This is a genomic window from Vescimonas coprocola, assembly GCF_018408575.1.
Lineage (GTDB): Bacteria > Bacillota > Clostridia > Oscillospirales > Oscillospiraceae > Vescimonas > Vescimonas coprocola.
This window is the reverse complement of record NZ_AP023418.1, coordinates 172,902-196,221: the sequence shown is the minus strand read 5'-3', so window position 1 is coordinate 196,221 and position 23,320 is coordinate 172,902. Positions and strand designations below refer to the sequence as shown.

Here is a 23,320-nt window from a genome sequence, read left to right as displayed (position 1 = left end):
TAAAAAGGAGAAGCCCCTATGGAACTATTTCTTGAGTCCTTCTGGCCCATGTTTCGGGCCGGCTTGACGGTTTCTGTACCGCTGATGCTGGTTTCCTTTGCGTTGGGCCTCGTACTGGCTTTCATCATTGCACTGATGCGGATGTCCAAGTTGCCGCCCCTAAAGGGCATTGCATGGTTCATCGTCTGGGTCATCCGTGGCACACCTCTGCTGGTACAGATCTTCGTAATATTCTTTGGACTGCCGTCTATCGGCATCGTTCTCAAGCCTATTCCTTCCGCTATCATTGCCTTGGTCGTCAGCCAAGGTGCTTACAACTCTGAGGTGATTCGCGCTGCGCTGACTTCCATTCCCAAGGGACAGTTCGAGGCCTGCAAGGCGCTGGGCATGAGCAAGCTCCAGACCATGACCGAGGTCATTATCCCGCAGGCGGCGTTGGTGGCGGTGCCCTCTCTGGGCAACTCCTTCATCAGCTTGCTGAAGGATACCTCTCTGGTGGCATCCATCACCGTGCCGGAGATACTCATGACTTCCAAGAGCATCATTGCCGTTCGCTTTGAGCCCATGCTGCTGTACTGCGAGGCCGCACTGATTTACCTGATCTTCAGCACCATGCTGACTTGGCTGCAGGGCAAGCTGGAAAAGAAGCTGGGCAAGCATCTGGTGGATACCAGAGTCTGATACGAAGGGCGGCATTCTATGCTTCATCTGAACATTCAGGGTCTGCGGGACGAGAGCGGCTGGCAGGCGGCGCACATCGCCCTGCCCCGCTACGACGTCTCCGCCATGCAGGAGCGGACGCTGGCCCATCCCACTTGGATACACTTCGGCGCCGGCAACATCTTCCGTGCCTTTCTGGCGGCGGCCCAGCAGACCCTTTTGAACGCCGGTTGCACCGATACCGGCATCGTGGCGGCGGCGTCCCATAATTTCAGCGCCGCCACGGAGGGCTATACCCCCTACGACAACCTCTCCCTTCTGGTGCGGATGCACGCCGACGGCTCCTGCGACCGGGAGGTCATCGGCAGCGTGGCCGGCTGTCTGAAGGCGGACTGGCAGGACGGCGACTGGCAGACCCTCACCCGGATGTTCCGGGACCCCGCCCTGCAAATGGTCAGCTTCACCATCACTGAGAAGGGCTATGCCCTCCGGGATATGGACGGCACGCTCCTGCCCGTGGTGGCGCAGGATCTGGCGGCGGGGCCATTCCGGCCCCGGCACACGCTGTCCATCGCCGTCTCCCTGCTGTATCAGCGGTTTCTGGCAGGTGGAAGCCCCATTGCCGTGGTCAGCATGGACAACTGCGCCCAAAACGGCAAAAAGCTCCGGGACAGCTGTCTGACCCTTGCCGAGGGCTGGCAGAAGGGCGGCTTCGTGCCGGAGGATTTCCTCCGCTGGCTCTCCTGTGAGGAGAGCGTCAGCTTCCCCTGGTCCATGATCGATAAAATCACCCCCCACCCCTCCCAGAAGGTGGCCGACCAGCTGACGGCTCTGGGCGTGGCGGGCATGACCATCACCAAAAGCGCCACCGGCACCGTCTCCGCCCCCTTCGTCAATGCCGAGGTGACGGAGTATCTGGTGTTGGAGGATCATTTCCCCAACGGTCGGCCTCCGCTGGAACAGGCAGGTGTCTACTTCACCGATCGGGCCACCGTGGAGAAGTCGGAGAAAATGAAGGTCGGCACCTGTCTGAACCCCCTGCACACGGCGTTGGCGGTGTTTGGCTGCCTTTTGGATTATCAGACCATTTCCGCCGAGATGCAAGATACCGACCTTGTAACGCTGGTGGAACGTATCGCCGGCGAGAGTCTCCCGGTGGTGGAGGATCCCGGCATCCTCCGGCCCACGGAGTTTATTCATCAGGTGCTCCATGAGCGCTTCCCCAACCCCGCCATTCCCGACACGCCCCAGCGCATCGCCACCGATACCTCTCAGAAGCTACCAGTGCGCTACGGCGGCACCTTGCGCCGTTACCGGGAACGCAGCCTCCCCATGGTGCAGCTGCGGTATATCCCGCTGGTCTTTGCCGGCTGGTGCCGCTATCTGCTGGGAGTAGACGATGCCGGTAAGACGATGCCGGTGAGTCCGGATCCCCTGCTTCCCCAGCTGCAGCCGCTGCTGGCGGACGTAACCCTCGGAAAGCCCGATACCTTCACCCATCAGCTGCGTCCCATCCTGCAAAACGCCGATATCTTCGGTGTGGACCTGTATGAGGCAGGGCTGGCCAAAACGGTGGAGGACGATTTCCGTGCCATGCTGGCAGGGCCGGGAGCGGTGCGTGATATCCTGCGCCGGCAGCTGAGTGAGAGAGTAAGGAGCGATCAGCCATGAAAATGACATTTCGCTGGTATGGCAGTCAGATGGATCCCATACCGCTGCGCTATATCAAGCAGATCCCCAACATGAGCGGCGTTGTCAGTTCCTTGATGGATATGCCCGCCGGGGCTCTGTGGCCCACGGAGCGTATTCGGGCGCTGAAGCAAGAAGTCAACGACGCCGGTCTGGAGCTGGAGGTCATCGAAAGCGTCAATATCCACGAGGACATCAAGCTGGGCCTGCCCAGTCGGGACGAATACATTGACAACTACCGCCAGACCGTGGCCCGTTTGGGTCAGGCTGGGGTCAAGGTCATCTGCTACAACTTCATGCCGGTGTTCGACTGGACCCGCACGGATCTGGCCAAGCCCCGGCTCGACGGTGCTGCCGTTCTGGCCTATGACCAGTCCATTATCGACTGCATCACTGATCCGCAGGCCTTTGCCGACCGCATCCAACAGGGTGCCGGTGACTTCGAGATGGCGGGCTGGGAGCCGGAGCGTATGGCGGAGCTGAAAAAGCTCTTCGCCCAATACGCCTCCGTGTCCCACGAGGATCTGTTCCGCAACCTTCAGTACTTCCTGAAGGCGGTGATCCCCGTCTGTGAGCAGTACGATGTGAAGCTGGCCATCCATCCGGACGATCCCCCTTGGGATATCTTCGGCCTACCCCGCATCTGTACCAACGCCGAGAATGTCCGCCGCATCCTGTCGCTGGTGGACAGTCCCTATAATGGGCTGACCCTTTGCTCCGGCTCCATGGGCTCCAACCCCTGCAACGACATCCCCGCCATGGTGCGGGAGTTCGGCGCACAGGGCCGTATCCACTTCGCCCACGTCCGCAACATCCGGTTCACCGGCCCCGGCCAATTTGAGGAGGCCGCCCACTTCTCCGGCGATGGCAGTCTGGATCTCTACGAGATCATGAAGGCCTATCACGACGTGGGCTTCGACGGCTACATTCGCCCCGACCACGGCCGCATGATCTGGGATGAGCAGGGCCGTGCCGGTTATGGTCTTTACGACCGTGCGCTGGGCGCCGTGTACCTATCCGGCTTGTGGGAGGCGCTGGAGAAGGGCAGCAAGTAACCCCCTCCAAAACCCGAAAGAACCACCGCATCTGAGCGTGTTCCGGCAACATCCGGCGCTGACGCCGGGTGCGGTGTTTTTCCCTTTGTTCCCGTCTGCGTGTAAGCACGCAGCATCTGACCATTTCCACTACTACACAGAAAAGAGGGTCTATCCATGCATCCTGTTCTGAAACAAATCTCTGATATCGGCATCGTCCCGGTCATCGCCATCGACGACGCCGAAAAGGCCGTGCCGTTGGCAAAAGCACTGGCAGCCGGAGGGCTGCCGGTGGCCGAGGTCACCTTCCGCACCGCCGCCGGCGAGGCGGCTATCCGTGCCATCAGCCGGGAGGTCCCGGAAATGCTGGTAGGTGCCGGCACGGTGCTGACCCACGACCAGCTGGATCGTGCGCTGGACGCCGGTGCCAGGTTCATCGTCAGTCCCGGCTTCAACCCCGACATGGTGCGCTACGGTCTGTCCAAGGGTGCGCTCATGGTCCCCGGCACCGCCACTCCCGGCGAGATGGAGCAGGCCATGGCGCTGGGTCTGGAGGTGGTGAAGTTCTTCCCCGCCGAGCAGAACGGCGGCGTGGCCAAGCTGAAGGCTCTGGCCGGCCCCTACAAGACCCTGAAATGGATGCCCACCGGCGGCGTCAATGCCAAGAATCTGGCAGATTATCTGGTCTTTGACCAGATCGTGGCCTGCGGCGGCACCTGGATGGTGAAAAAGGACCTCATCCAACAGGAGAATTGGGCGGAGATCACCCGCTTGAGCCGGGAGGCCGTTCGCACCATGCTGGGTTTCTCTCTGGATCATGTGGGCATCAACTGCGGCAGCGAGGCCGAGGCCGACCGGCTGGCCCGTACCCTGTGCGATATGTTCGGCTTCGCCTATCAGATGGGCAACTCCTCTGTACAGGCCCTCCACGCCGTGGAGTGTACCAAGACCCCCGGCCGGGGCACCCACGGACACATCGCCATCGCCACCAGCAACGTGGACCGGGCGGTGTATCATCTGGGCCTGTACGGCGTCCACTGCCTGCCGGAGACCCGCAAGACGGATGCCAAGGGCAATACCAAGGCCATTTATATCGACGGTGAATTCGGCGGCTTCGCCATTCATCTGGTTCGCAGATAAGGAGGAATCACTATGAGCAAACGTATCGTCACCTTCGGTGAGATCATGCTGCGTCTGGCTCCCAACGGCTACTATCGCTTCTTTCAGGACGATCAGCTGCAGGCCACCTTTGGCGGCGGCGAGGCCAATGTAGCCGTGTCGCTGGCCAACTACGGCATGGACGCCGCCTTCGTCACCAAGCTGCCCGCCCACGCCATCGGACAGGGCGCCGTCAATGCCCTCCGTGGGCTGGGCGTGGACACCCGCTCCATCGTCCGGGGCGGCGATCGCATCGGCATCTACTATCTGGAAAAGGGTGCCTCCCAGCGGGGCAGCGTGTGCATCTACGACCGGGCGCACTCCGCCATTCAGGAGGCCCAGCCCTCCGATTTCGATTGGGATGCCATCTTTGACGGCGCCGACTGGTTCCACTTCACTGGCATCACTCCGGCGCTGGGTTCCGATCTGGTGGAGATCTGCAAGGAGGCCTGCGTAGCCGCCAAGAAGCACGGCGTAAAGATCTCCTGCGACCTGAACTATCGTGGTAAGCTCTGGACCCGTGAGCAGGCCCGTGCCGCCATGACGGAGCTGTGCCAGTACGTGGACGTCTGCATCTCCAATGAGGAGGACGCCAAGGACGTGTTCGGCATCGAGGCGGAGAACACCGACATCTACGGCGGCAAGCTCAATAAGGAGGGCTACAAGTCCGTGGCCAAGCAGCTGGCCGATCGGTTCGGCTTCGAGAAGGTGGCCATCACCCTCCGCACCTCCCTGTCCGCCAGCGACAACGACTGGGCCGGTATGCTGTACGACGGCGAGAATTACTGCTTCTCCAAGGAGTACCACCTGCATATCGTGGACCGTGTGGGCGGCGGCGACAGCTTCGGCGGCGGCCTGATTTACGCCCTGCTCAACGGCAAGGACAGCCAGAGCGCTATCGAGTTCGCCGTGGCGGCTTCGGCCCTGAAGCACTCCATCGAGGGTGACTTCAACCGTGTCACCGTGGCCGAGGTGGAGAAACTGGCCGGCGGCGACGGCTCCGGCCGGGTGCAGCGGTAAATCATTCTATCCCCTTCCTTTCCATAGCATGACCCCGGCAGCCAATGGCCACCGGGGTCATGCAGCGTGTCAAAAAAAGCCTCGCAGAGTTTGCCGCCCGCAGGCGGCAAAGAAGTAAAATCATTTTCTCTCGCGACATGTGCGTGAGAGAAAATACTTCTCAGGCTGCAAGCGTGGAATTTGTGCGCCTATGGCACACAAATTATGCGCACAGCAGACTGCAGCCTTTTGCCGGAAAAAACCTCCGGGTTTTTCCGACAGTCTCCATGACCCCGGCGGCCATTGGCCGCCGGGGTCATGCACTGTTTTCAGTTCCGACGGTTTTCCTATAAAGCAGTGGATAGGGGCCCCTCCTCGCCGCAATCGATCCTCCGATAAACCTCAACTCCCATATGCCGGTAAAGGCCCACAGCCTGAGGATTCGGTTTGTTCACTGTGACCTCCTCCCGCCGCAGTCCCGTCTCATACACACGGATCATAGTCTTCTCCTTCCGCAGGAAAGAAAAAGGGACTGGGCATTTGCTCAGTCCCTCTCGCTATTCTCTCAGGCCAATCGGCCGTAGATGCGGGTCAGCTTCCGGATGCGCTGCGCCAGCTCCGGCGTCAGCTCTCCCGGCAGCATCCGCCACTGCCAGTTGCCGGACTGGGTCCCCGGCTCATTGGTTCGGTGTCCCGCCCCCAACTCCAGATAGTCCTGCATCTGAGCTACAAACAGCTTGGCCACAGAGCTCATGCCGCCCCGGATGATGCCCCGGTTGAAGCCCTCCTCGTCGTTAAGCCCCAGATACTCCTTGGCAAAAGCGATATCCGCCGGGTCTGCCTCCTGCCGCCACAGAGCCAGCGGGCTGTTGTCATGGGTGCCGGTATAGCAGATGCAGTTCTCCCCATAGCTATGGGGCAGATAGCTGCTGGTATCACGGGAATCGAAGGCGAATTCCAACACCTTCATGCCCGGCAGACCGGAATCCCGCAGCAGCTGTGCCACCTCCGGGGTTGGATAGCCCAGATCCTCTGCGATGAACTCCAGCTGCGGGAACCAGCCGGTGAGCACGCCCACCAGCGCCATACCGGGACCCTTGACCCACCGGCCGTTTTTGGCCGTCGTCTCGCCGTAGGGTACTGCCCAGTAGCTCTCGAAGCCCCGGAAGTGGTCGATGCGGATGACGTCATACAGCTTCCCGGCGCCGTCGATGCGGCGGATCCACCAACCGAAGCCATCGGCCTGCATCCGATCCCAGCGATAAAGGGGATTGCCCCACAGTTGGCCATCGGCGCTGAAGTAGTCTGGCGGCACACCGGACACCTCCGTGGGAACGCACCGGTCATCCAGCTGGAAATTCTCCGGCTCGGCCCACACGTCGGCGGAGTCCATGGCCACGTATATGGGCAGGTCACCGATAACGTGGATGTCCCTCTCATGGAGATAGGTCCGCAAGGCCTCCCACTGCCGGAAGAACAAATACTGGATATAGGTGAACAGCTCCACATCCTCCCGCAGCAGGGTGCGGTACTGCTCCAGCACTTCCGGAGAGCGGCGCAGGCGGATGTCCTCATCCTCCCACTCCGTCCAGGAGCGCATCCCGAAATGGCGCTTGCAGGCCATGAACAGGGCGTAGTCCGGCAACCACCGGGCGTTCTCCGTCACAAAGGCCGTGACCTCCTCCCGGTCACGCTCCCAGCCCCGTTTTTTGGCCTTGGACAGCAGCTTCAGCCGGCTGGCGTACACAGCGCCGTAGTCCACATGGCGGGGATCATCCCCCCAGCGGTAGGCCTTCACCTCCCGCTTCGTCAAGAGGCCGTCCTCCACCAGCAGGTCCGGATCGATGAAATAGGGATTACCGGCAAAGGTGGAAAAGCTCTGATAGGGGGAGTCCCCATAGCTGGTGGGGCCAAGGGGCAGCATCTGCCAGTAGTGCTGGCCCGCCTCCGCCAGAAAGTCCGCAAAGTCATACGCCGCTTTGCCCAGCGTGCCGATGCCATAGGGGGACGGCAGGGAGAAAATGGGCATCAGAATGCCGCTGCTTCGATTCATAGGTAGTCACTCACTTACTTATAGAAATGCTTTGAAATTCTTATCAGCCCCGCCCTCCGAGCGGAGGCTCTATGCTCCTTAGCCCTTCACCGCACCGGCGGCCACGCCCTTGATGATGTGCTTCTGGCAGCACAGATAGAAGATAATGACCGGCAGGATGCTCAGCATGATCAGGGCCATGGTGGCGCCCATGTCCACGGTGCCATAGCTGCCCTTGAGGTACTGAATGTGGATGGGGATGGTGCGGTACTGGTTGATGTCCAGCACCAGGCTGGGCAGCAGATAGTCGTTCCATACCCACATGATCTCCAGCACGCCCACGGAGATCATGGTGGGCTTGAGCATAGGCAGCACCACCCGGAAGAAGGTGCCCACCGGGCCGCAGCCGTCGATGGCGGCGGCCTCCTCGATCTCCAGCGGCAGGCTCTTGACAAAGCCCGTGAACATAAACACGGCAAGGCCCGCACCGAAGCCCAGATATACCACGGGGATGGTCCAGGGGGTGTTCAGATGCACCCGGTCCGCCGTCCGGGCCAGGGTGTACATGACCATCTGGAAGGGCACCACCATGGAGAATACGCACAGGTAGTACACGATCTTGCTGACCAGGCTCCCCACCCGGGAGATGTACCACGCCGCCATGGACGTGCACAGCAGGATCAGCGCTGTAGAGGTAATGGTGATGAAGAAGCTGTAGAATACCACCTTATAGAAGGCGAAGTTGCCGAAGGTCATGCCCTTGACATAGTTCTTCAGCCCCACAAAGGATTCCGCCGTGGGCAGCTTGAAGGTCTCGGTGTTGACAAAGGCGTTGGCCTTCAGGGAGTTGATGAGCACCAGGAGCACCGGCATCAGATAGATCACGGAGATGATGGTGAACACCACCGTCAGCAGCGCCTGACGGCGCTCTCTGCGGCGCAGAGCTTCGGTTTTGATCATTGCTGCACCTCCTTGCGGCGGCTGGCCTGAAGCTGGATGATACTGATGGCCGCCACCACGATGAAGAAGATCACGGCCTTGGCCTGACCCACGCCGCGGTTGCCGCCGCCGCTGGTGCCGAAGGCGTTGACGATGTTCAGGGCCAGCATTTCCGTTGTTTTGATGGTCTCTCCGTTGCCCAGCTGCTGGAAGGGACGCCCGGCGGTCAGGGCCAGGTTCTGGTCAAACAGCTTGAAGCCGTTGGTCAGGCTCAGGAACATGCAGATGGTGATAGAGGGCATCACGTTGGGGATAGTGACCCGCCACAGGGTCTGCCAGCGGTTGGCGCCGTCGATGCGGGCCGCCTCCAGCATATCCTCCGGCACGGCCTGGAGTCCGGCAATATAGATGATCATCATATAGCCGATCTGCTGCCAGCACACCAGGATCACCAGACCCCAGAAGCCGTATTTCGTCTCCAGGATCACGGAGGTGTTGTACTTGATGAGGATGCCGTCGAAGATCATGGACCAGATATAGCCCAGCACGATGCCGCCGATGAGGTTGGGCAGGAAAAACACCGTGCGGAACACGTTGGTACCCTTGAACTTCTGGGTCAGTGCATAGGCAATGGTAAAGGCAAACAGATTGATAACGATCAGGCTCACCAGAGCAAACAGCGCCGTGTACCAGAATGCGTGCATATAGCCGGGGTCCTGGAAGGCCTTCCGGTAGTTTTCCAGCCCCGTCCATGTCCACTGGCTGGTAATGCGGAAGTTGCAGAAGGACAGAAACAGCCCCTTGAAGAAGGGGTACAGGAAGCCGATGCAGAAGGCGGCAAAGGTGGGCAGCAAAAACAGCCACACCATGCGCTTGATGGGGCGGCGGATCAGCCGGGAATTCAGCGCGGCCTCATCCCGGCGGTGTTTCGGAAGTTTCATGACGCCTCTCTCCTATCTATGTTTTTTCCGGGCGGCGCCCGGAGCTCTTGCCCGGTCCATACCGGCCAACAGCTCTGTGCGCCGCAGGTGAGAAAATCGGGGGCGGGCGATAAGCCCGCCCCCGGTCCTATTGCGTTACAACGGAGCGCTTATAGCTCAGCCGTTCTCCTTGGCATACTGGGTGGCCCAGCCGTCCACGAAGGCGGTCTTGACGTTGTCCCAGCTGCCGCCGTTGACGGTGTACTGGGTCAGAGCGTCCACCACGCCCGCACGCCAGTCATCCACGGCGGGAGTCCAGTTGAAGGCCCAGGTCACAATGTAGTTGCCGGCAGTGGTATAGGCGTTGGCATCGGCAAAGAACACGTTCTCGGGGGTCTTGGCGTTCTTGAAGGGGCAGGGGCCAAACTGCTCAGCCAGCATGGTGGTGCCCTCGTCGGAGGTAACGACCCACTTCATGAAGTCCAGAGTGGCCTGAATGTCCTCTTCCTTGGCGTTCTTGTTAACAGCCCAGCAGTTCTCGGTGCCGCAGCACAGGCCGGACTTCTCCTCGCCCTCAACGCCGCAGTAGATGGGGATCATGGCCAGATCCTCGGGGTTCATCTTAAAGCCCTTCTCCTCGCCGGTGAGGTTGGCATATTCCCAGGAACCGTTCTGGAAGAACACGGCCTTGCCCTGACCGAATTCGGCCTCGGAGGTGTCGCCGGTGGCGGTGGTCAGAGCAGCGCCGGTGGTGGCGGAGTCAGTGGTGTACAGATCCCAGACGTTCTTGAAGTTGTCCAGATAGGTGCCCTTGATGGTGGCGGGCTGAGCGGTGACGTTGTCATCCCGGAACTCATAGAACAGGGGCATGTTGGCCAGGTGACCGGAGAAGCGCCAGCTGGAGGAGCCCTCCAGACCGGCGGAGCTGAAGGCGTCAAAGCCCAGTTCGTTGGCACGGGCGTGGATATCATCGGCCACCTTCTTCAGAGACTCGAAGTTGGTGATGTCGGTGATCTCATAACCGGCCTGCTTCAGCAGAGCCTTGTTGACGATGATGCCATAGGCCTCATAGCAGTAGCCGATGGACACGGTCTCGCCGTTGGCATTCTTCAGGTTGAAGTCCTGGGTGGTCATTTCCTTCATGACGTCGGTGTTATCCAGAGGATAGCAGAAATCGCCATAGGAGTTGACGGCGCCCTGATTGCCCACCTGGAACATGGTGGGAGGAGCGGACTTGTCCAGCTCGGAGGTCAGCATGGTGTCATACTGGCCGGAGGCGGCGGTGACGACCTTGACCTCCACGCCGGTCGTCTCGGTGTAGGTCTTGGCCAGATCCTGCCAGGCCTTGTCGGCCTCGGGCTTGAAGTTCAGGTAGTACACGGAACCCTTCGCTTCGTCTCCATTGCCCTTGTTGTTGTCATCTGCCTTCTTGCCGCAGGCTGCCAGAGACAGCGCCATAGCAAGAGCCAGAGCCAATGCAAGAAACTTCTTCATTTTCATTTCTCCTTCATTTATTATTTTTCACATCCCTTGGGATGGGAAAAACTCAGTTGATCCGCCGCACGGACGCTCCCCGGCGCAGCACGGTCCGCACCGTCTCGCAGCGAGGCCGTCCCCGGCCGTGGATCATGTCCATCAGGATCTCCACGCTGCGCCGCCCCATCTCCTCCATGGGCTGACAGAGTGTGGTGAGCATGGGATGGAAATACTCCGACATGGTCAGCCCGTCGATGGCGATAACGGAGCAGTCCTCCGGTACCCGGCGTCCCGCCTCCCGCAGCGCCCGCATGGCGCCCAGCGCCATGTTGTCGGCAATGGAAAACACCGCCGTGAAGTCCGCCTCCTGCCGCAGCTTCTCCGCCGTGGCCCGGTAGGCGTCCCCGATGTCAAAGGACCCGGCGCGGATCACCAGCTCCTCCTCCGTCGGCAGGCCGCAGTCCGCCAGCGCCCGGAGATACCCCTGATAGCGCAGCTGGCTGATGGCCCGGTCATCGGTGCGGGCCACCAGCGCCGCAATGCGGCGGTGTCCGCAGCGATACAGCTCCGTCACGGCCCGATAGGCCTCCTCCTCGTCAGCGATGGACACCGATGCGTAGGAGCCCTCCGGCAGCGTGCCGTACTGATTGGCGTAGGAGCAGCAGACAAAGGGGACGTTCAGCACGGTCAGCTCCTCCGGCGTGTAGTCGGATCGTCCGCCCAGAAACACGATGCCCCGCAGCCGCTTCTCCCGCTCCATCATAGCCCCCCGCTTGATCTCGTCATCGCAGGTGCCGATCTGCTGCATCACCATGGTAAAGCCCTCGGCGGTGATGCTGTCCTCGACGGCCCGGATGATGTCGGTGTAGAAGGGGTTGGACACGCCCCGCACCACCAATCCAATGGCGTCGGACTTGGTCTTGACCAGATCCCGTGCGGTGTTGTTGGGGATGTAGTTGGAGCTTTCAATGACCTCCAGCACCCGGCGTCGATTCTCCTCGCTGACGTCAGGTCGGTCATTGAGCACACGGGATACCGTGCTGACGCTGACGCCGCAGAGCCGGGCAATATCTTTGATGGTCATCGGTGATCCCTCCGGAGATAGTACCGAAAACTTGGAAACCTTTCCGGTAACGTTTTCGGTTTGTTGACGCTACCATCTTAGCAACTTATACATAGGCTGTCAATGGGGCCGGACCATTTTTTCAGAATCTCACAGTTTTTTCGCCGGGTCTCTTGTGATTTTGACCAAACACGCCTCGCCCTCTGTCAGCAGTTCTCCCATCCGGGACTCCCCCAGCACCGGGATGCCCTCCCGGCGCAGCAGCTCCGCCGTCACGCCCCAGCCCTCCACCACCGTACCGGTGAAGGTGCCGTCATAGATCTCCCCGGAGCCGCAGGAGGGGCTGCGCTCCTTCAGAATGGCCGCCTGCGCCCCGGTGAGCCGGGCCAGACGCACCACCTCCTCCGCCCCCCGACGGAAGGCATCGGTGACATCACCGCCGTCGCTTGCAAACACGCCGCCCTCCCAGCGTTCGGAGGGGAGCCGGGGCGTGGGCAGCCCCCCGAAGATCTCCCCGCACACGGGGATCACCTCATGGCGGCGGCACAGCTCCTGCGCCAGCGGGTGGAGCTTGCTCTGCCCGTCGTAGCGGCAGGCCACTCCCAGCAGACACGCACTGACCAGCAGCTTCATCGCTCCATCTCCCTTCCGTTGAGGGCGGCATAGGCCAGCCGCTCCCCCTCATAGCGCAGCTTCAGGGAGAAGAACGGCACCTCCCGCCGCAGCAGCTCCAGAAAGATGCGGTCCCCCTCCCACTGGGGCAGGGCTGCCAGCCGATCCCGGTGGATCCACTCCAGCACGCCCTCGTCGCAGTCCTCCCGGATGCGGCCCGTCCAGCCGGTGGCGGTGAACAGGTGCATATATTCCGTCTCCCATCGGTCGGAGACAAAGGTGACGATCCCCCGATACCGATAGTCGGTAAGAGTCAACCCCGTCTCCTCCAGCGTCTCCCGCAGGACACACTCCTCCGGACTCTCTCCGTCCTCGAATTTCCCGCCCACACCGATCCATTTGTCGTGGTTGCAGTCGTTCTCCTTCTTCACCCGGTGGAGCATCAGATACTCCCCGGCCGGATTTTCGATGTAGCACAGGGTGGTGTTCTTCATGGTGCAGTCTCCCCTTTCAGCATATGTCCTTTCCTGTATGATAACACAGTTTTTGCCTTTTGGGAACCGATGTGGTATACTGATCCCAAAAACGGAGGTGGAGTATATGGCGGACATCCAACCGGGGCGGTATCGCCACTTCAAGGGCAATGAATATCAGGTGCTGGGCATCGCCCACCACTCGGAAACACTGGAGGAGCTGGTGGTGTACCGTGCCCTCTACGGCGACGGCGGCCTATGGGTGCGCCCTGCGTCCATGTGGACGGAGACCGTGGAGCGGGACGGCTATCACGGCCCCCGGTTCACTTGGGTGGCAGAGCGATGACGGACTATCGGGTGGTGCGGAGCCGCCGCCGCACCGTGGCCCTGCAGGTGGACCAGTCCGGCAGCGTGATAGTGCGGGCGCCCATGACCCTCCCGGCAGAGGAGATCCGCACCTTCGTGGAAAAGCACGAGACATGGATCCATCGCCAGCAGCAGCGTCAGGTTCGGTATCGGGCGGAACACCCGGAACCCACCCCTCAGGAGCAGGAGGCCCTTCGCCAGCAGGCCAAGACCCTTCTGCCCCAGCGGGTAGCCTATTGGGCCGGGGTCATGGGCGTCCGGCCCACCGGGATCAAGATCACCTCCGCCCGGACACGATTTGGCAGCTGCTCCGGGAAAAACAGCCTCTGCTTCTCCCTGTACCTGATGGCCTATCCCCCGGAGGCCATCGAGTATGTGGTGGTGCATGAGCTGGCCCATATCCGCCATAAAAACCACAGCCCCGCCTTCTACGCCGAGGTGGAGCGTTACCTGCCGGACTGGCGGCGCCGCCAAGCCCTGCTGAAACGGTGAGCTTCCCGTATAAAAAAGCCGTCCCCGGCCAGTGGCCGGGGACGGCTTTTCTATTCTTCTCTTACCGCAGGATGGGTGCCGTAGCGGCCATGAGCCACGCCAGCTCCTCTCCATCCAGATGGGGTGCGATGGCAGCCCGCACCTTCTCATGATAGGCGTTCAGCAGCGCCAGCTCCTCCTCCGACAGCAGGCTCAGCTCCAGCGCCGTCCGGTCAAAGGGAACCATGGTCAGCGGCTCGAAGTGCAGGAAGCGGCCATACTCGTTCTCGCCGTCCCGCTGCACCAGCTCCAGATTCTCATGGCGGATGCCGAACTGTCCGGCGGCATAGTAGCCGGGTTCATTGGATACCACCATGCCCTCTGCCAGCGCCGTGACCTTCTGGTTCTCCGGCAGCCGCCAGTGGAGCCGCTGCGGCCCCTCATGGACGCTGAGCACATACCCCACGCCGTGACCGGTGCCGTGGTTGTAGTCCATCCCCTGCTCCCACAGAGGCAGCCGGGCCAGAATATCCAGATTCTGCCCGCACAGGCCCTCCGGGAACCGGGCCGCTCCCAGCCGCAGATGACCCTTCAGCACCACCGTATAGGCCCGGCGTTCCTCCTCCGTCAGCGGCCCCAGCGGGATGGTACGGGTGATGTCCGTGGTTCCCTGCAAATAGTGTCCGCCGGTATCCGCCAGACAGAAGCTGCGGGGCTCCAGCGGCACATCCGTCTCCGCCGTAGGCTCATAGTGGACGATGGCTCCGTGGGGGCCGAAGGCCATGATGGAGTCAAAGCTTGGCCCCAGATAGTCCGGCTGCTGAGCCCGGAAGCTCTCCAGCTTGGCGGCAGCGCTGCACTCGGTGATGGGTTCCTTGCCCACATGGCTCTGCAGCCAGCAGATGAACCGGCACACCGCCACACCGTCCTTGATGTGGGCGGCCCGGAAGTTCTCCTGCTCTGCCGGGGTCTTCATGGCCTTCATCAGCTGCACCGGGCTGGGTCTGTCCAGCACCTTGGCCCCGGACAGGCTCTGCAATACGCAGTAGTTGGCCGTGGCGCTGTCCGTCTGCACCGCCGTCCCTGCCGGGATGGCCCGCAGCCGGTCATAAATGCTCTCATAGGGGGCCAGCGCCACGCCGCAGGCCACCAGCTTCTCCTTCAGTTCTCCGGACAGGATCTGCTCCTGCACACACAGGGTGGCCTCCTCCTGCCGCAGCAGCAGGAAGGACAGGAACACCGGCGTGCAGCGCACGTCGTCGCCCCGGAGGTTCAGCGTCCACGCCACCTCGTCCAGCGCCGTCAGCACCAGTACCTCTGCCCCGGTCTCCCGCATCTTCTCCCGCAGCAGATGCAGCTTCTCCTCACGGGTCAGCCCGGCGCACTCCGCCGGCAGCTCCCACACCGGCTGCGCCGACAGCGCCGGCCGGTCCGGCCACACGGCCCCGGCCAGATCCTGCTCATAGGCGAAGCGGACGTTCTTCCCCTCCAGCGCAGCGGCCATCGTCCGGGCAAAAAGACTGCTGACGGTGCGTCCGTCAAAGCCCACGGTGCCTCCCTGCGGCACCCTCTGTGCCAGAAAAGCCCCGATGGTGGGAACGCCGGGCTGCCCCGCCCGCATCAGGTCGATGGTGCTCCCGGCCAGCTGATCCGCCGCCTGCAAAAAGTACCGCCCGTCCGTCCACAGGGCGGCGCTGTCCGGCAGCACCACCAGCGTACCGGCAGAGCCGGTGAAGCCCGACAGGTACTCCCGTGCCTTAAAATAGTCACCCACGTACTCCGAGCCGTGGAAATCATCCGTTACCACCACATAGGCGTCCATGCCCTGCTCCTGCATCCGCTGCCGCAGCAGTCGGAGCTTTTCAGCGCTGTTCATTGCGATTACCGCCTTTCATTTATCAGTTGGCCCTATTGTACCACACCGCCGGAAAAAAGCAACGCCCAAGTGTTCCGTTGCAAAATCTGCGGATGTATGGTATGATTCTGGCAAGATCTCGTAAATACCCGACAAATTGTTTATTTCTCCGTTGAAACCAGAGAAATTTCCACAAATCCGTGCATCCCGCAACTGAATTGTAACCTTTTGTAACATTTTAAGGGGGAACATCGTGAACGCCATTGGTATCATATGTGAATACAATCCCTTCCATCTGGGCCATGCCCGGATGCTGGAGGGCCTGCGGCGGCAGTACGACGCCCCCCTTGTATGCGCCATGAGCGGCAACTTTGTCCAGCGGGGCGACGCCGCCGTGGCGCACAAGCACGCCCGTGGGGAGATGGCCGTCCGCTGCGGCGCCGATCTGGTTCTGGAGCTGCCCACCCCGTGGGCCATGGCCTCGGCGGAGCGGTTTGCCGACGGCGGTGTGGCGCTGCTGACCTCCACCGGCGTGGTGTCCCATCTGGCCTTCGGCAGCGAGTGCGGTGACCTGACCGCCTTACAGGCGGCGGAGGCGGCCCTCTCCCGCCCGGAGCTGATGCCCCGCATCCGGCAGCTGCTGGCCCAAGGCATGGCCTATGCCCCGGCCCGGCAGCAGGCGGCGGAGGAGTTGGGCGCTCCCCCCCGGATGCTCTCCCGTCCCAATGACATTCTGGCCATCGAGTACCTGAAGGCTCTGCGGCGGCAGAAGGCTCCCATGGAGCCGCTGGCCGTCCTGCGTCAGGGTGCCGGCCACGACGGCACACCCTCCGGCGACACGGCCTCCGCTTCCTATCTGCGGACGCTGCTGCGCTCCGGCCGTACCGACGAGGCCCTCTCCTATCTTCCCGCCCCCGCGGCGCAGGTGCTGCGGCGGGAACTGGCGCTGGGACAGGCCCCGGCGGACCTTTCCTATTGCCAACGGGCTATTCTGGCCCGGCTTCGGCAGCTGCGGGAGGAGGACTTCCTCCCCTACGACGGCGGCAAGGAGGGCCTGTACCACCGGTTCTATCAGGCAGTACGCACCTCCTGTTCCCCTGAGGCGCTGCTGGAGACCGCCAAAACCAAGCGCTACCCCACCTCCCGGCTGAGGCGGATGCTGCTGTCGGCGTGGCTGGATGTCACGCCCCCGGCGGGCGGTATCCCCTATCTCCGTGTGCTGGCTGCCAACGAGCGGGGCCGGGATCTGCTGCGGCAGATGCAGCGGCAGGGCGCACCGGTACTGACCCGCCCCGGTGACGTGTCCCGCCTGGGGCCTGCGGCGGAGACTCTTTTCCGTCAGGAGTCTCTCTGGACGGATCTCTACGTCCTGACCTATCCCCAGTCCTCCCGCAGCGTCTGCGGCAGCGACTGGCGCACGAACCCCATCCTTCTGTGAGGTGAACCCCCATGAAAAAGCTACTGGCTCTGGCCATGCTGCTGGTCCTGTGTACCGTTCTGACGGGCCTGTTGACCGGCTGTAAGGTCTCCGCCGCCAACACCATGATGGTAGACGACACCCCGAAGGTGGCCGTGACCTCCCCGGACGTCCCTGTCATCTCCACGGAGTGGACCGAGCGGCAATATACCGTCAGCGAGCAGGACGAGACAGTGCTGCTCACCGCCCGATATCAGATCCCCGTGCTGACCCTCACCGGCAGTCCCGACAACAGCGACACCGCCGCCAAGAACCGGCAGGCCGCCGTGCAGCGCATCAACGACTGGTTCACCGACTGGCGGGATCAGCAGGTGGATATGCTGGACGAGATGGAGCAGATGGCTCGTGAGGAGTACGAGACCACCGGCGGAGAGCGCTGGAAAACCGAGGACTTCGCCTATCGGGATGAGGCAGGGATCTCCTGGTGGCAGAATGAGCGCCTGCTGTGCGTCACCCTGTCCTATGTCTCCTATACCGGCGGCGCCCACCCCAGCACCTGGCGGCAGGCCGTCTCCTTCGACCTCTCCACCGGCAAGACCGTGTCCGTCACGGATCTGGCCACCGACATCAACCAACTGGAGGAGGCCGTGTACCAGCTGATCCTCCGTCAGATTCAGGACAGCGGCGACACCTCCTATTTCAGCGACTACGACAAAACGGTGCTGGACTGGATCGAGCGCAGCGTGTTCTATAACGCCAAGGGTGTGACCATCGTCTTCAACACCTACGACATCGCCCCCTATTCCGCCGGTGAGCAGACCTTCTTCATCCCCTATGATCTGGTGAAGCCCTACCTCAACGACTACGGCCTCCACCTGCTGGAGCTGGATACATAAAGCGCACAAAAAGGCAAAAACAGAGCGCCGATCCGTATGGATCGGCGCTCTGTTTCTTCTGTTTTCCTCACTCCGTAAAGTGAACGTGGGAGAAGATATGATCCTGACAGAAGCAGTGATAGCCCACGCACTTGCTGCAATACCGGAACTGCAGATCCGGATAGTCCGTATCCGTGCGGCCGCACACGGCACACTTGTGGTGATACCCCTGCTGCTTCTGCTGCTGATGGACGGCCTTCTTGAAGTTCACCGCCTGCCGGGAGTGCTGATACTGCTGCCGCTGCGCCCAGCCCTGCAGGGTGGGCCATGCGAAGATCAGGAAGTTCAGCAGCGCCATGACCGGCAGGATTACCCCACCCCAGTTCCGCACCAGAATGGCCCGAATGATGCCCGCCGCAAACAGTCCCACATCGATGTAGGCCAGCCACTTCATCTTCACCGGGATGATAAACATCAGCAGCACCTGCGTATTGGGGAACAGCAGCGCAAAGGCCAGGAACATGGACAGGTTCACGTAGCTCGTCCCCGCCACCGCAAAGTTGCCGCCCGTAATGGCGCTGGCCAGCAGAGCGCCGATGACCGTCAGCAGCACGCCGCTCCAATAGTAGAGGTTAAACCGTGCCGTTCCCCACTCCCGCTCCAGCGTGGAGCCGATCCAGTAGTAGAAATACAGCTCCACCACCAGCCAGAACACACTGGTGGTACTGGGTACGAAAATGTAGGTGACGATGCGCCACACCTCACCCCGCAGCACCATCTGCGGATCAAAATACAGGAAGTTCAGGGCATTGGCGTTGGTGCCTCTGGTCAGCATGATCAGAAAAAACACCACCACATTGCCGATAACGATATAGCGCATCAGATCCGGCACGCCGAAGCGGGGATGCCGGGCGCAGAACCGGTCTGCGGCGTCATAGAGCTTTCTCAAGGGAAATTTCCTCCAAACACTTATTTTCATTCATTGTACCCCATTGTACGGAAAAAGTCATGACATTTTTTTGAATATTCCGGAGAAAATGCCGCAAAATCTCCCCAAAAGGCGTTGACAAAGCCTCGCCCGGCTGGTATACTTTATAAGCCGCTTTGAATGGGTAGAAGTTTCGGCTCCCGCAGCCGACGCCCCCGACAGCGAGTCCGTTATAAAGGAAAGGCAGGTGCAACAAGTAATGCAGGCAATTATCGTGACCGGTGGTAAGCAGTACAACGTTTCCGAGGGTGATACGCTTTTCATCGAGAAGCTGGACGTCAACGCCGGCGACGCCGTGGTCTTTGATCAGGTGCTGGCCATCGTGGACGGCGAGAACTCCAAGTTCGGCACTCCCGTGGTGGAGGGTGCCAAGGTGGATGCCACCGTGGTGAAGAACGGCAAGGGCAAGAAGATCCGTATCTTCAAGTACACCCCCAAGAAGGGTTACCGCAAACGGCAGGGTCATCGTCAGCCCTACACCAAGGTGGAGATCGGCAAGATCTCTTTCTAAGGCATGACGACCGTTACATTCCTCACGGAGGATGCACGCATCATCGGGTTTGACGTGCAGGGCCACAGCGGCTGGGGAGAATCCGGCGAAGACATCGTCTGCGCCGCCATTACCAGCGCCGTCCGTCTGGTGGAGGCCACCGTAAACGACGTGATGGGTCTGTGTGCTGCGGTAAAGGTGCGGGAAGCGGATGCCTCGATTTCCCTTCGGCTCCCCGGCGGACTGGCCAACACGGCCGAGTCCACCTGTCAGAATCTCCTGACGGGGCTGATGGTCTATCTGGCGCAGCTTCACGACGAATATCCCGATAACATTGAAGTTATGGAAGGCTGACCGCCCTCCTCTTCTCTACCCTTACAGAAAGGATGGTACTGAAATATGCTGAACATTGGTCTGCAATTCTTCGCCCACAAAAAAGGTATGGGCTCCACCAAGAACGGCCGTGATTCCGAGTCCAAGCGCCTGGGTCCCAAGCGTGCGGATGGTCAGCACGTTCTGGCCGGCAACATTCTGGTTCGCCAGCGTGGCACGCATATCCACGCCGGTGCCAACGTGGGCCGTGGCTCCGACGACACCCTGTTCGCCAAGGCTAACGGTGTGGTTCGCTTCGAGCGTCTGGGCAAGGATCGTAAGCAGGTTTCTGTTTACCCCGCCGAGTAAAATTTACGTTCAAAAAACCGTGGAAGCACAGCTTCCACGGTTTTTTCCTTTCTCACGGCCGCCGCTTTTTCTCCAGCGCCTGCAGCGACAACTCCCCTGCCAGCTTCAGCAGTGCATCCGCCATGACCCGCTCCGCCGGCAGGCCCCCGGCCTGCGCCCCTACCTTCCGGTAGAATTCGTATAGGCTCTCCTCCACCAGTATCTCCACCCGCTTCATCTATTCCACCCCCCAATTTAGATAGGTCCATTCTACACCTTTTTGTCGTCGGGGTCAAGTGACCTCATTCCGTTCTTTGCTTCCTGTTATGATAACAGGGAAAGAAGGTGAGGTCATGGTCAGCGCCGCTCTGGTGGGGCAGGTGATTCAAAGCTATCGGCTCCGAAAGGGAATGTCACAGGAGGTCCTCAGCGGTCTGGCCGGTCTGGACCGCACCCATTACAGCAAAATCGAGCGTGGACTGCGGAGTCCCACCCTCGATACCCTTTTCAAAATCGCACAGGCGCTGGATATTCCGCCCAGCGATATCGTCCGGCAAATTGAGCAGCAAATATCAGAGTACCCCGAACCATAATTTTATGGGAGGTAAGCCCGTGGAACAGAAAATCAAGCAGGACAGCATCCGCATCGGAGAGAATATACGCCGCATCCGTCTGGCTCAACACATCAAGCAGACCCAGCTGGTGCAGCTGCTGCAGCTGGAGGGCATCAACATGACCCGTGAGACACTGGTGAAGATCGAACGTGGTGTCCGACATATTGAAGCCACCCAGCTCCGGGGCATCCGAGACGCCCTGCACACCACCTATGACGAATTATTCCGGGAATCATAACCAGCTGAAAAAATAGCGGCAGGAACTTCGTTCCTGCCGCTATTTTTTTATTTAGCTTATCTCTTGCCTCCGCCGAAGCCTTTCCCGCTGAAGCCGCCGCCACGGCTGCCTCCGCCGGAACGGGAGCTCCCGCCGAAGCCCTTGCCGCTGAAGCCACCGCTGCGGCTCCCGCCGCCGAAGCTCCGGGAGGGCCGGGAACCGGAAGGCCGGGAGGGTCGAGGGGTACTGGGCCGGGATCCACCGGGCCGAGGACCGCCGCCCATCGGCGGTCTGGGGCCGCCCCCCATAGGAGGCCGAGGACCACCGCCCATGGGCGGACGGGGGCCACGGGGCGGTGCAGGCCGCCGTGGCGGACGGGGATGCCGTCCCCAGAACACGGGATAGTACACAGGCCCGCCTACCACCACCGGGCGGCGGCGATACCGGCGATACCGCAGGCCATCCAGCAGGATCCACACCACAAAGATGCCCACCACCAGCAGCACCACAGCCGCCACAGAGCCGGAGTCATTGCCCTGCCACGCACCGTTATCCTCATAATCGGAATAGCTGCCGCCGCTCTGCTGACGGCCCAGCGTCTGGGCATAGAACACATCCGCCTGCCGGAAGAAGGCCAGCGCCGCTGCGTCGTAATCCCCCTGATAGTAGGGAGCCTCCACAGCGCCCTGCAGGCCCGCCTGATAGGTGTCCGTCATGGCGTCCAGCACGTTGTCGCCCAGCGCCACGTAGTAGTCGCTGTCCTTTACCAACAGCAGCAGCATATCATTGCCGCCCAGCCCCCACTGGGAGCCAAGCTCCGCCGCTGCCTTCTCATAGGTCCAGCCGTTCAGCGTGTCCAGCGTCGCCACGGCGATGATGGCCCGATAGTCGCTGTCCCAGCTCTGGTCATACTGCCGCAGGGAGGCCTCCGTCTCGTCCGTCAACAGGTCGGCGTCGTCCCGCAGCCAGTTGCCGTAGGATACCTGGGGCAGGTCGGCGGGCTTTTTGCTGATGCCGTAGACGCAGGAGCCCAGAATGGCCAGCACCAGCACCACCAGCGCAAAGCCACGTTTTTGATAAAATTTCATGGTAGTCTCCCTTCACGGAGAAGTCGTATCTCTCAGCTTAACCACGCAGCTCCAGCAGCTTCTGCTTCAGTTCGCCCTCGATGCGGCCCAGCTGGGCCTCGGCCTCCTTGCGCTTGGCGGCGCCCTCCTGCTGGATGCGGGCCACCTCGTCCAGAGACTCGATGAGCTGCTGGTTGGTGTGCTGCAGCGTCTCGATGTCCACGATGGAGCGCTCGGCCTCCTTGGCGGTGGCGATGGTCCCCATCTTCAGGGTGTCGGCGTTCTTCTTCAGCAGCTCGTTGGTCATCTCCGTCACGGCGCTCTGAGCCGCCGTGGCCTGACGGCTGTGCTCCAGCCCCAGCGCCAGCACCATCTGGCTCTTCCACAGGGGAATGGTGTTCACCAGCGAGGACTGGATCTTCTCGATCATCAACGTGTCGTTGTTCTGCAGCAGCCGGGTCTGGGGGCCCATCTGCACCGACACCATCCGGGTCAGCTCCAGATCGTGGATCTTCTTTTCAAACCGGTTGCACAGGTTCACCAGATCGTTATAGGCCTGTGCGTCCTCTGCCGTGCCGGACTGCTCCGCCTTCTTGCGAAGCTCCTCCAGTTCACCGCTGCGTACCTCCTCCAGCCGCTTTTTACCGGCCAGAATGTACATGGTCAGTTCCTTGTAGTACTTCAGGTTCAGCTCATACATCTGGTCGAACATGGCCACGTCCTTGAGCAGCGTGATCTGGTGCTGCTCCAGAGACTGGGCGATCTTCTCCACGTTGGCCTCCACCTTGCCGTACTGGGCCTTCATGCTCTCCAGTCGGTTCCCGGCCTTCTTGAACAGGCCCATGAGACCCTTCTTTTCTTCGCCGTCGCCGAAGCCCTTCAGCTCCACCACCAGACGGCTCAGGTCCTGCCCGATCTCGCCCAGATCCTTGCTACGAACGTTATTCAGGGCGCTCTCGGAAAAACCCGCCACGCTCTTCTGTGCGGCGGCGCCGTACTGCAGGATCATGTTGGTATCCCGCACGTCGATCTTGTGGGAAAACTCCTCCACCGCCTTCTTCTCCTCGTCGGTCAGGAGCTTTTCATCCATCTCCACCGGCTCGATCTTCTTCTCCTCCGGCTCCGGCACTTCGGGAGCCGTAGGCTCCAGCGTCAGCTGGGGAACGGCCTCGGCCGCCGCCGTAGGCTCCAGGGTCAGTTCAGGCATCATGTTGTCTGTCATGGTCATAGTTCCTTTCTATCTCA

27 protein-coding genes are annotated in these 23,320 nt (G+C 61.3%); 14 read left to right on the top strand and 13 right to left on the bottom strand.

What is annotated here, in order from left to right; all coding sequences use genetic code 11:
- Window positions 1–18: 18 nt before the first annotated feature.
- From KJS28_RS00970 to KJS28_RS00950, 5 genes are all read left to right on the top strand, one after another.
- Window positions 19–681, top strand: a complete 663-nt coding sequence (locus tag KJS28_RS00970) for an amino acid ABC transporter permease (protein WP_213541386.1) — start codon at window positions 19–21, stop codon at window positions 679–681.
- An 18-nt stretch (window positions 682–699) separates the two neighbouring features.
- A complete protein-coding gene (locus tag KJS28_RS00965; protein ID WP_213541385.1) occupies window positions 700–2,331 on the top strand; it encodes a mannitol dehydrogenase family protein in 1,632 nt (543 codons plus the stop codon).
- Window positions 2,328–3,404 (top strand): mannonate dehydratase, encoded by a 1,077-nt coding sequence (uxuA, locus tag KJS28_RS00960; RefSeq protein ID WP_213541384.1) that lies wholly within the window; start codon window positions 2,328–2,330, stop codon window positions 3,402–3,404. Before KJS28_RS00965 ends, uxuA begins: the two co-directional genes overlap by 4 nt.
- A 156-nt stretch (window positions 3,405–3,560) precedes the next feature.
- A complete protein-coding gene (locus tag KJS28_RS00955) occupies window positions 3,561–4,523 on the top strand; it encodes a bifunctional 4-hydroxy-2-oxoglutarate aldolase/2-dehydro-3-deoxy-phosphogluconate aldolase (protein WP_213541383.1) in 963 nt (320 codons plus the stop codon).
- 12 nt (window positions 4,524–4,535) lie between these two features.
- Window positions 4,536–5,561: a sugar kinase gene (locus tag KJS28_RS00950; protein ID WP_213541382.1), complete on the top strand. Its 1,026-nt coding sequence runs from the start codon at window positions 4,536–4,538 to the stop codon at window positions 5,559–5,561.
- Between the two features lie 326 nt (window positions 5,562–5,887).
- Here the strand turns inward: KJS28_RS00950 and KJS28_RS00945 are convergent, their stop codons facing one another.
- The 8 genes from KJS28_RS00945 to KJS28_RS00910 all read right to left on the bottom strand — a co-directional run bounded on the left by KJS28_RS00945 (window position 5,888) and on the right by KJS28_RS00910 (window position 13,076).
- Window positions 5,888–6,040 (bottom strand): hypothetical protein, encoded by a 153-nt coding sequence (locus tag KJS28_RS00945; protein WP_228298410.1) that lies wholly within the window; start codon window positions 6,038–6,040, stop codon window positions 5,888–5,890.
- A gap of 65 nt (window positions 6,041–6,105) precedes the next feature.
- Window positions 6,106–7,593, bottom strand: coding sequence for a 4-alpha-glucanotransferase (malQ, locus tag KJS28_RS00940; RefSeq protein WP_213541381.1), 1,488 nt, complete (start codon window positions 7,591–7,593; stop codon window positions 6,106–6,108).
- A 78-nt stretch (window positions 7,594–7,671) separates the two neighbouring features.
- Window positions 7,672–8,532: a carbohydrate ABC transporter permease gene (locus KJS28_RS00935; RefSeq protein ID WP_213541380.1), complete on the bottom strand. Its 861-nt coding sequence runs from the start codon at window positions 8,530–8,532 to the stop codon at window positions 7,672–7,674.
- The gene (locus tag KJS28_RS00930; RefSeq protein ID WP_213542193.1) at window positions 8,529–9,401 is read right to left on the bottom strand and encodes a carbohydrate ABC transporter permease; all 873 of its coding nucleotides are present in this window, start codon (window positions 9,399–9,401) and stop codon (window positions 8,529–8,531) included. The genes KJS28_RS00935 and KJS28_RS00930 overlap by 4 nt, the downstream gene beginning before the upstream one ends.
- A 207-nt stretch (window positions 9,402–9,608) precedes the next feature.
- Entirely contained in the window at window positions 9,609–10,925 is a 1,317-nt protein-coding gene (locus KJS28_RS00925) for an ABC transporter substrate-binding protein (protein WP_324614747.1), read from the bottom strand.
- Window positions 10,926–10,977: 52 nt separating this feature from the next.
- Window positions 10,978–11,991: a LacI family DNA-binding transcriptional regulator gene (locus KJS28_RS00920; RefSeq protein WP_213541378.1), complete on the bottom strand. Its 1,014-nt coding sequence runs from the start codon at window positions 11,989–11,991 to the stop codon at window positions 10,978–10,980.
- A gap of 129 nt (window positions 11,992–12,120) precedes the next feature.
- A complete protein-coding gene (locus tag KJS28_RS00915; RefSeq protein WP_213541377.1) occupies window positions 12,121–12,603 on the bottom strand; it encodes a 2-thiouracil desulfurase family protein in 483 nt (160 codons plus the stop codon).
- Window positions 12,600–13,076, bottom strand: a complete 477-nt coding sequence (locus KJS28_RS00910) for an NUDIX hydrolase (RefSeq protein ID WP_021857814.1) — start codon at window positions 13,074–13,076, stop codon at window positions 12,600–12,602. The genes KJS28_RS00915 and KJS28_RS00910 overlap by 4 nt, the downstream gene beginning before the upstream one ends.
- A gap of 106 nt (window positions 13,077–13,182) precedes the next feature.
- Here KJS28_RS00910 and KJS28_RS00905 point away from each other — a divergent pair, with 106 nt between their 5' ends.
- Together KJS28_RS00905 and KJS28_RS00900 are read left to right on the top strand one after the other, a co-directional pair.
- On the top strand, window positions 13,183–13,401 hold the full coding sequence (locus KJS28_RS00905) for a DUF1653 domain-containing protein (RefSeq protein ID WP_213541376.1): 219 nt from the start codon (window positions 13,183–13,185) through the stop codon (window positions 13,399–13,401).
- Window positions 13,398–13,913, top strand: a complete 516-nt coding sequence (locus KJS28_RS00900) for a M48 family metallopeptidase (protein WP_213541375.1) — start codon at window positions 13,398–13,400, stop codon at window positions 13,911–13,913. The genes KJS28_RS00905 and KJS28_RS00900 overlap by 4 nt, the downstream gene beginning before the upstream one ends.
- Window positions 13,914–13,974: 61 nt before the next feature.
- On the opposite strand, the gene KJS28_RS00895 is transcribed toward KJS28_RS00900, so the two are convergent.
- Complete coding sequence (locus KJS28_RS00895) at window positions 13,975–15,768, bottom strand: aminopeptidase P family protein (RefSeq protein WP_213541374.1); 1,794 nt, start codon at window positions 15,766–15,768, stop codon at window positions 13,975–13,977.
- 232 nt (window positions 15,769–16,000) lie between these two features.
- Between KJS28_RS00895 and KJS28_RS00890 the strand changes: the two genes are divergently transcribed.
- Window positions 16,001–17,185, top strand: a complete 1,185-nt coding sequence (locus tag KJS28_RS00890) for a tRNA(Met) cytidine acetate ligase (RefSeq protein ID WP_213541373.1) — start codon at window positions 16,001–16,003, stop codon at window positions 17,183–17,185.
- Between the two features lie 11 nt (window positions 17,186–17,196).
- Window positions 17,197–18,060: a DUF3298 and DUF4163 domain-containing protein gene (locus KJS28_RS00885; protein WP_213541372.1), complete on the top strand. Its 864-nt coding sequence runs from the start codon at window positions 17,197–17,199 to the stop codon at window positions 18,058–18,060.
- Window positions 18,061–18,127: 67 nt separating this feature from the next.
- Here KJS28_RS00885 and KJS28_RS00880 read toward each other — a convergent pair whose 3' ends face one another.
- Window positions 18,128–18,988, bottom strand: a complete 861-nt coding sequence (locus KJS28_RS00880; RefSeq protein WP_228298409.1) for a rhomboid family intramembrane serine protease — start codon at window positions 18,986–18,988, stop codon at window positions 18,128–18,130.
- Window positions 18,989–19,226: 238 nt separating this feature from the next.
- Here KJS28_RS00880 and rplU point away from each other — a divergent pair, with 238 nt between their 5' ends.
- The 3 genes from rplU to rpmA are packed head-to-tail and all read left to right on the top strand — an operon-like array spanning window position 19,227 to window position 20,198.
- A complete protein-coding gene (gene rplU, locus KJS28_RS00875) occupies window positions 19,227–19,538 on the top strand; it encodes a 50S ribosomal protein L21 (RefSeq protein ID WP_021858051.1) in 312 nt (103 codons plus the stop codon).
- 3 nt (window positions 19,539–19,541) lie between these two features.
- Window positions 19,542–19,871 carry a ribosomal-processing cysteine protease Prp gene (locus KJS28_RS00870; protein WP_021858052.1) on the top strand — a complete coding sequence of 110 codons (330 nt, stop codon included), beginning with the start codon at window positions 19,542–19,544 and terminating at the stop codon, window positions 19,869–19,871.
- Between the two features lie 45 nt (window positions 19,872–19,916).
- Window positions 19,917–20,198 carry a 50S ribosomal protein L27 gene (gene rpmA, locus KJS28_RS00865; RefSeq protein ID WP_021858053.1) on the top strand — a complete coding sequence of 94 codons (282 nt, stop codon included), beginning with the start codon at window positions 19,917–19,919 and terminating at the stop codon, window positions 20,196–20,198.
- A gap of 52 nt (window positions 20,199–20,250) precedes the next feature.
- Here the strand turns inward: rpmA and KJS28_RS00860 are convergent, their stop codons facing one another.
- A complete protein-coding gene (locus tag KJS28_RS00860) occupies window positions 20,251–20,415 on the bottom strand; it encodes a hypothetical protein (RefSeq protein WP_021858054.1) in 165 nt (54 codons plus the stop codon).
- A gap of 115 nt (window positions 20,416–20,530) precedes the next feature.
- Between KJS28_RS00860 and KJS28_RS00855 the strand changes: the two genes are divergently transcribed.
- Window positions 20,531–20,770, top strand: a complete 240-nt coding sequence (locus KJS28_RS00855; protein WP_021858055.1) for a helix-turn-helix domain-containing protein — start codon at window positions 20,531–20,533, stop codon at window positions 20,768–20,770.
- 19 nt (window positions 20,771–20,789) lie between these two features.
- The gene (locus KJS28_RS00850; protein WP_228298408.1) at window positions 20,790–21,029 is read left to right on the top strand and encodes a helix-turn-helix domain-containing protein; all 240 of its coding nucleotides are present in this window, start codon (window positions 20,790–20,792) and stop codon (window positions 21,027–21,029) included.
- Between the two features lie 56 nt (window positions 21,030–21,085).
- Here KJS28_RS00850 and KJS28_RS00845 read toward each other — a convergent pair whose 3' ends face one another.
- The gene (locus KJS28_RS00845; RefSeq protein ID WP_213541370.1) at window positions 21,086–22,096 is read right to left on the bottom strand and encodes a TPM domain-containing protein; all 1,011 of its coding nucleotides are present in this window, start codon (window positions 22,094–22,096) and stop codon (window positions 21,086–21,088) included.
- Between the two features lie 37 nt (window positions 22,097–22,133).
- A complete protein-coding gene (locus KJS28_RS00840; protein ID WP_213541369.1) occupies window positions 22,134–23,297 on the bottom strand; it encodes a toxic anion resistance protein in 1,164 nt (387 codons plus the stop codon).
- Between the last annotated feature and the right edge of the window lie 23 nt (window positions 23,298–23,320).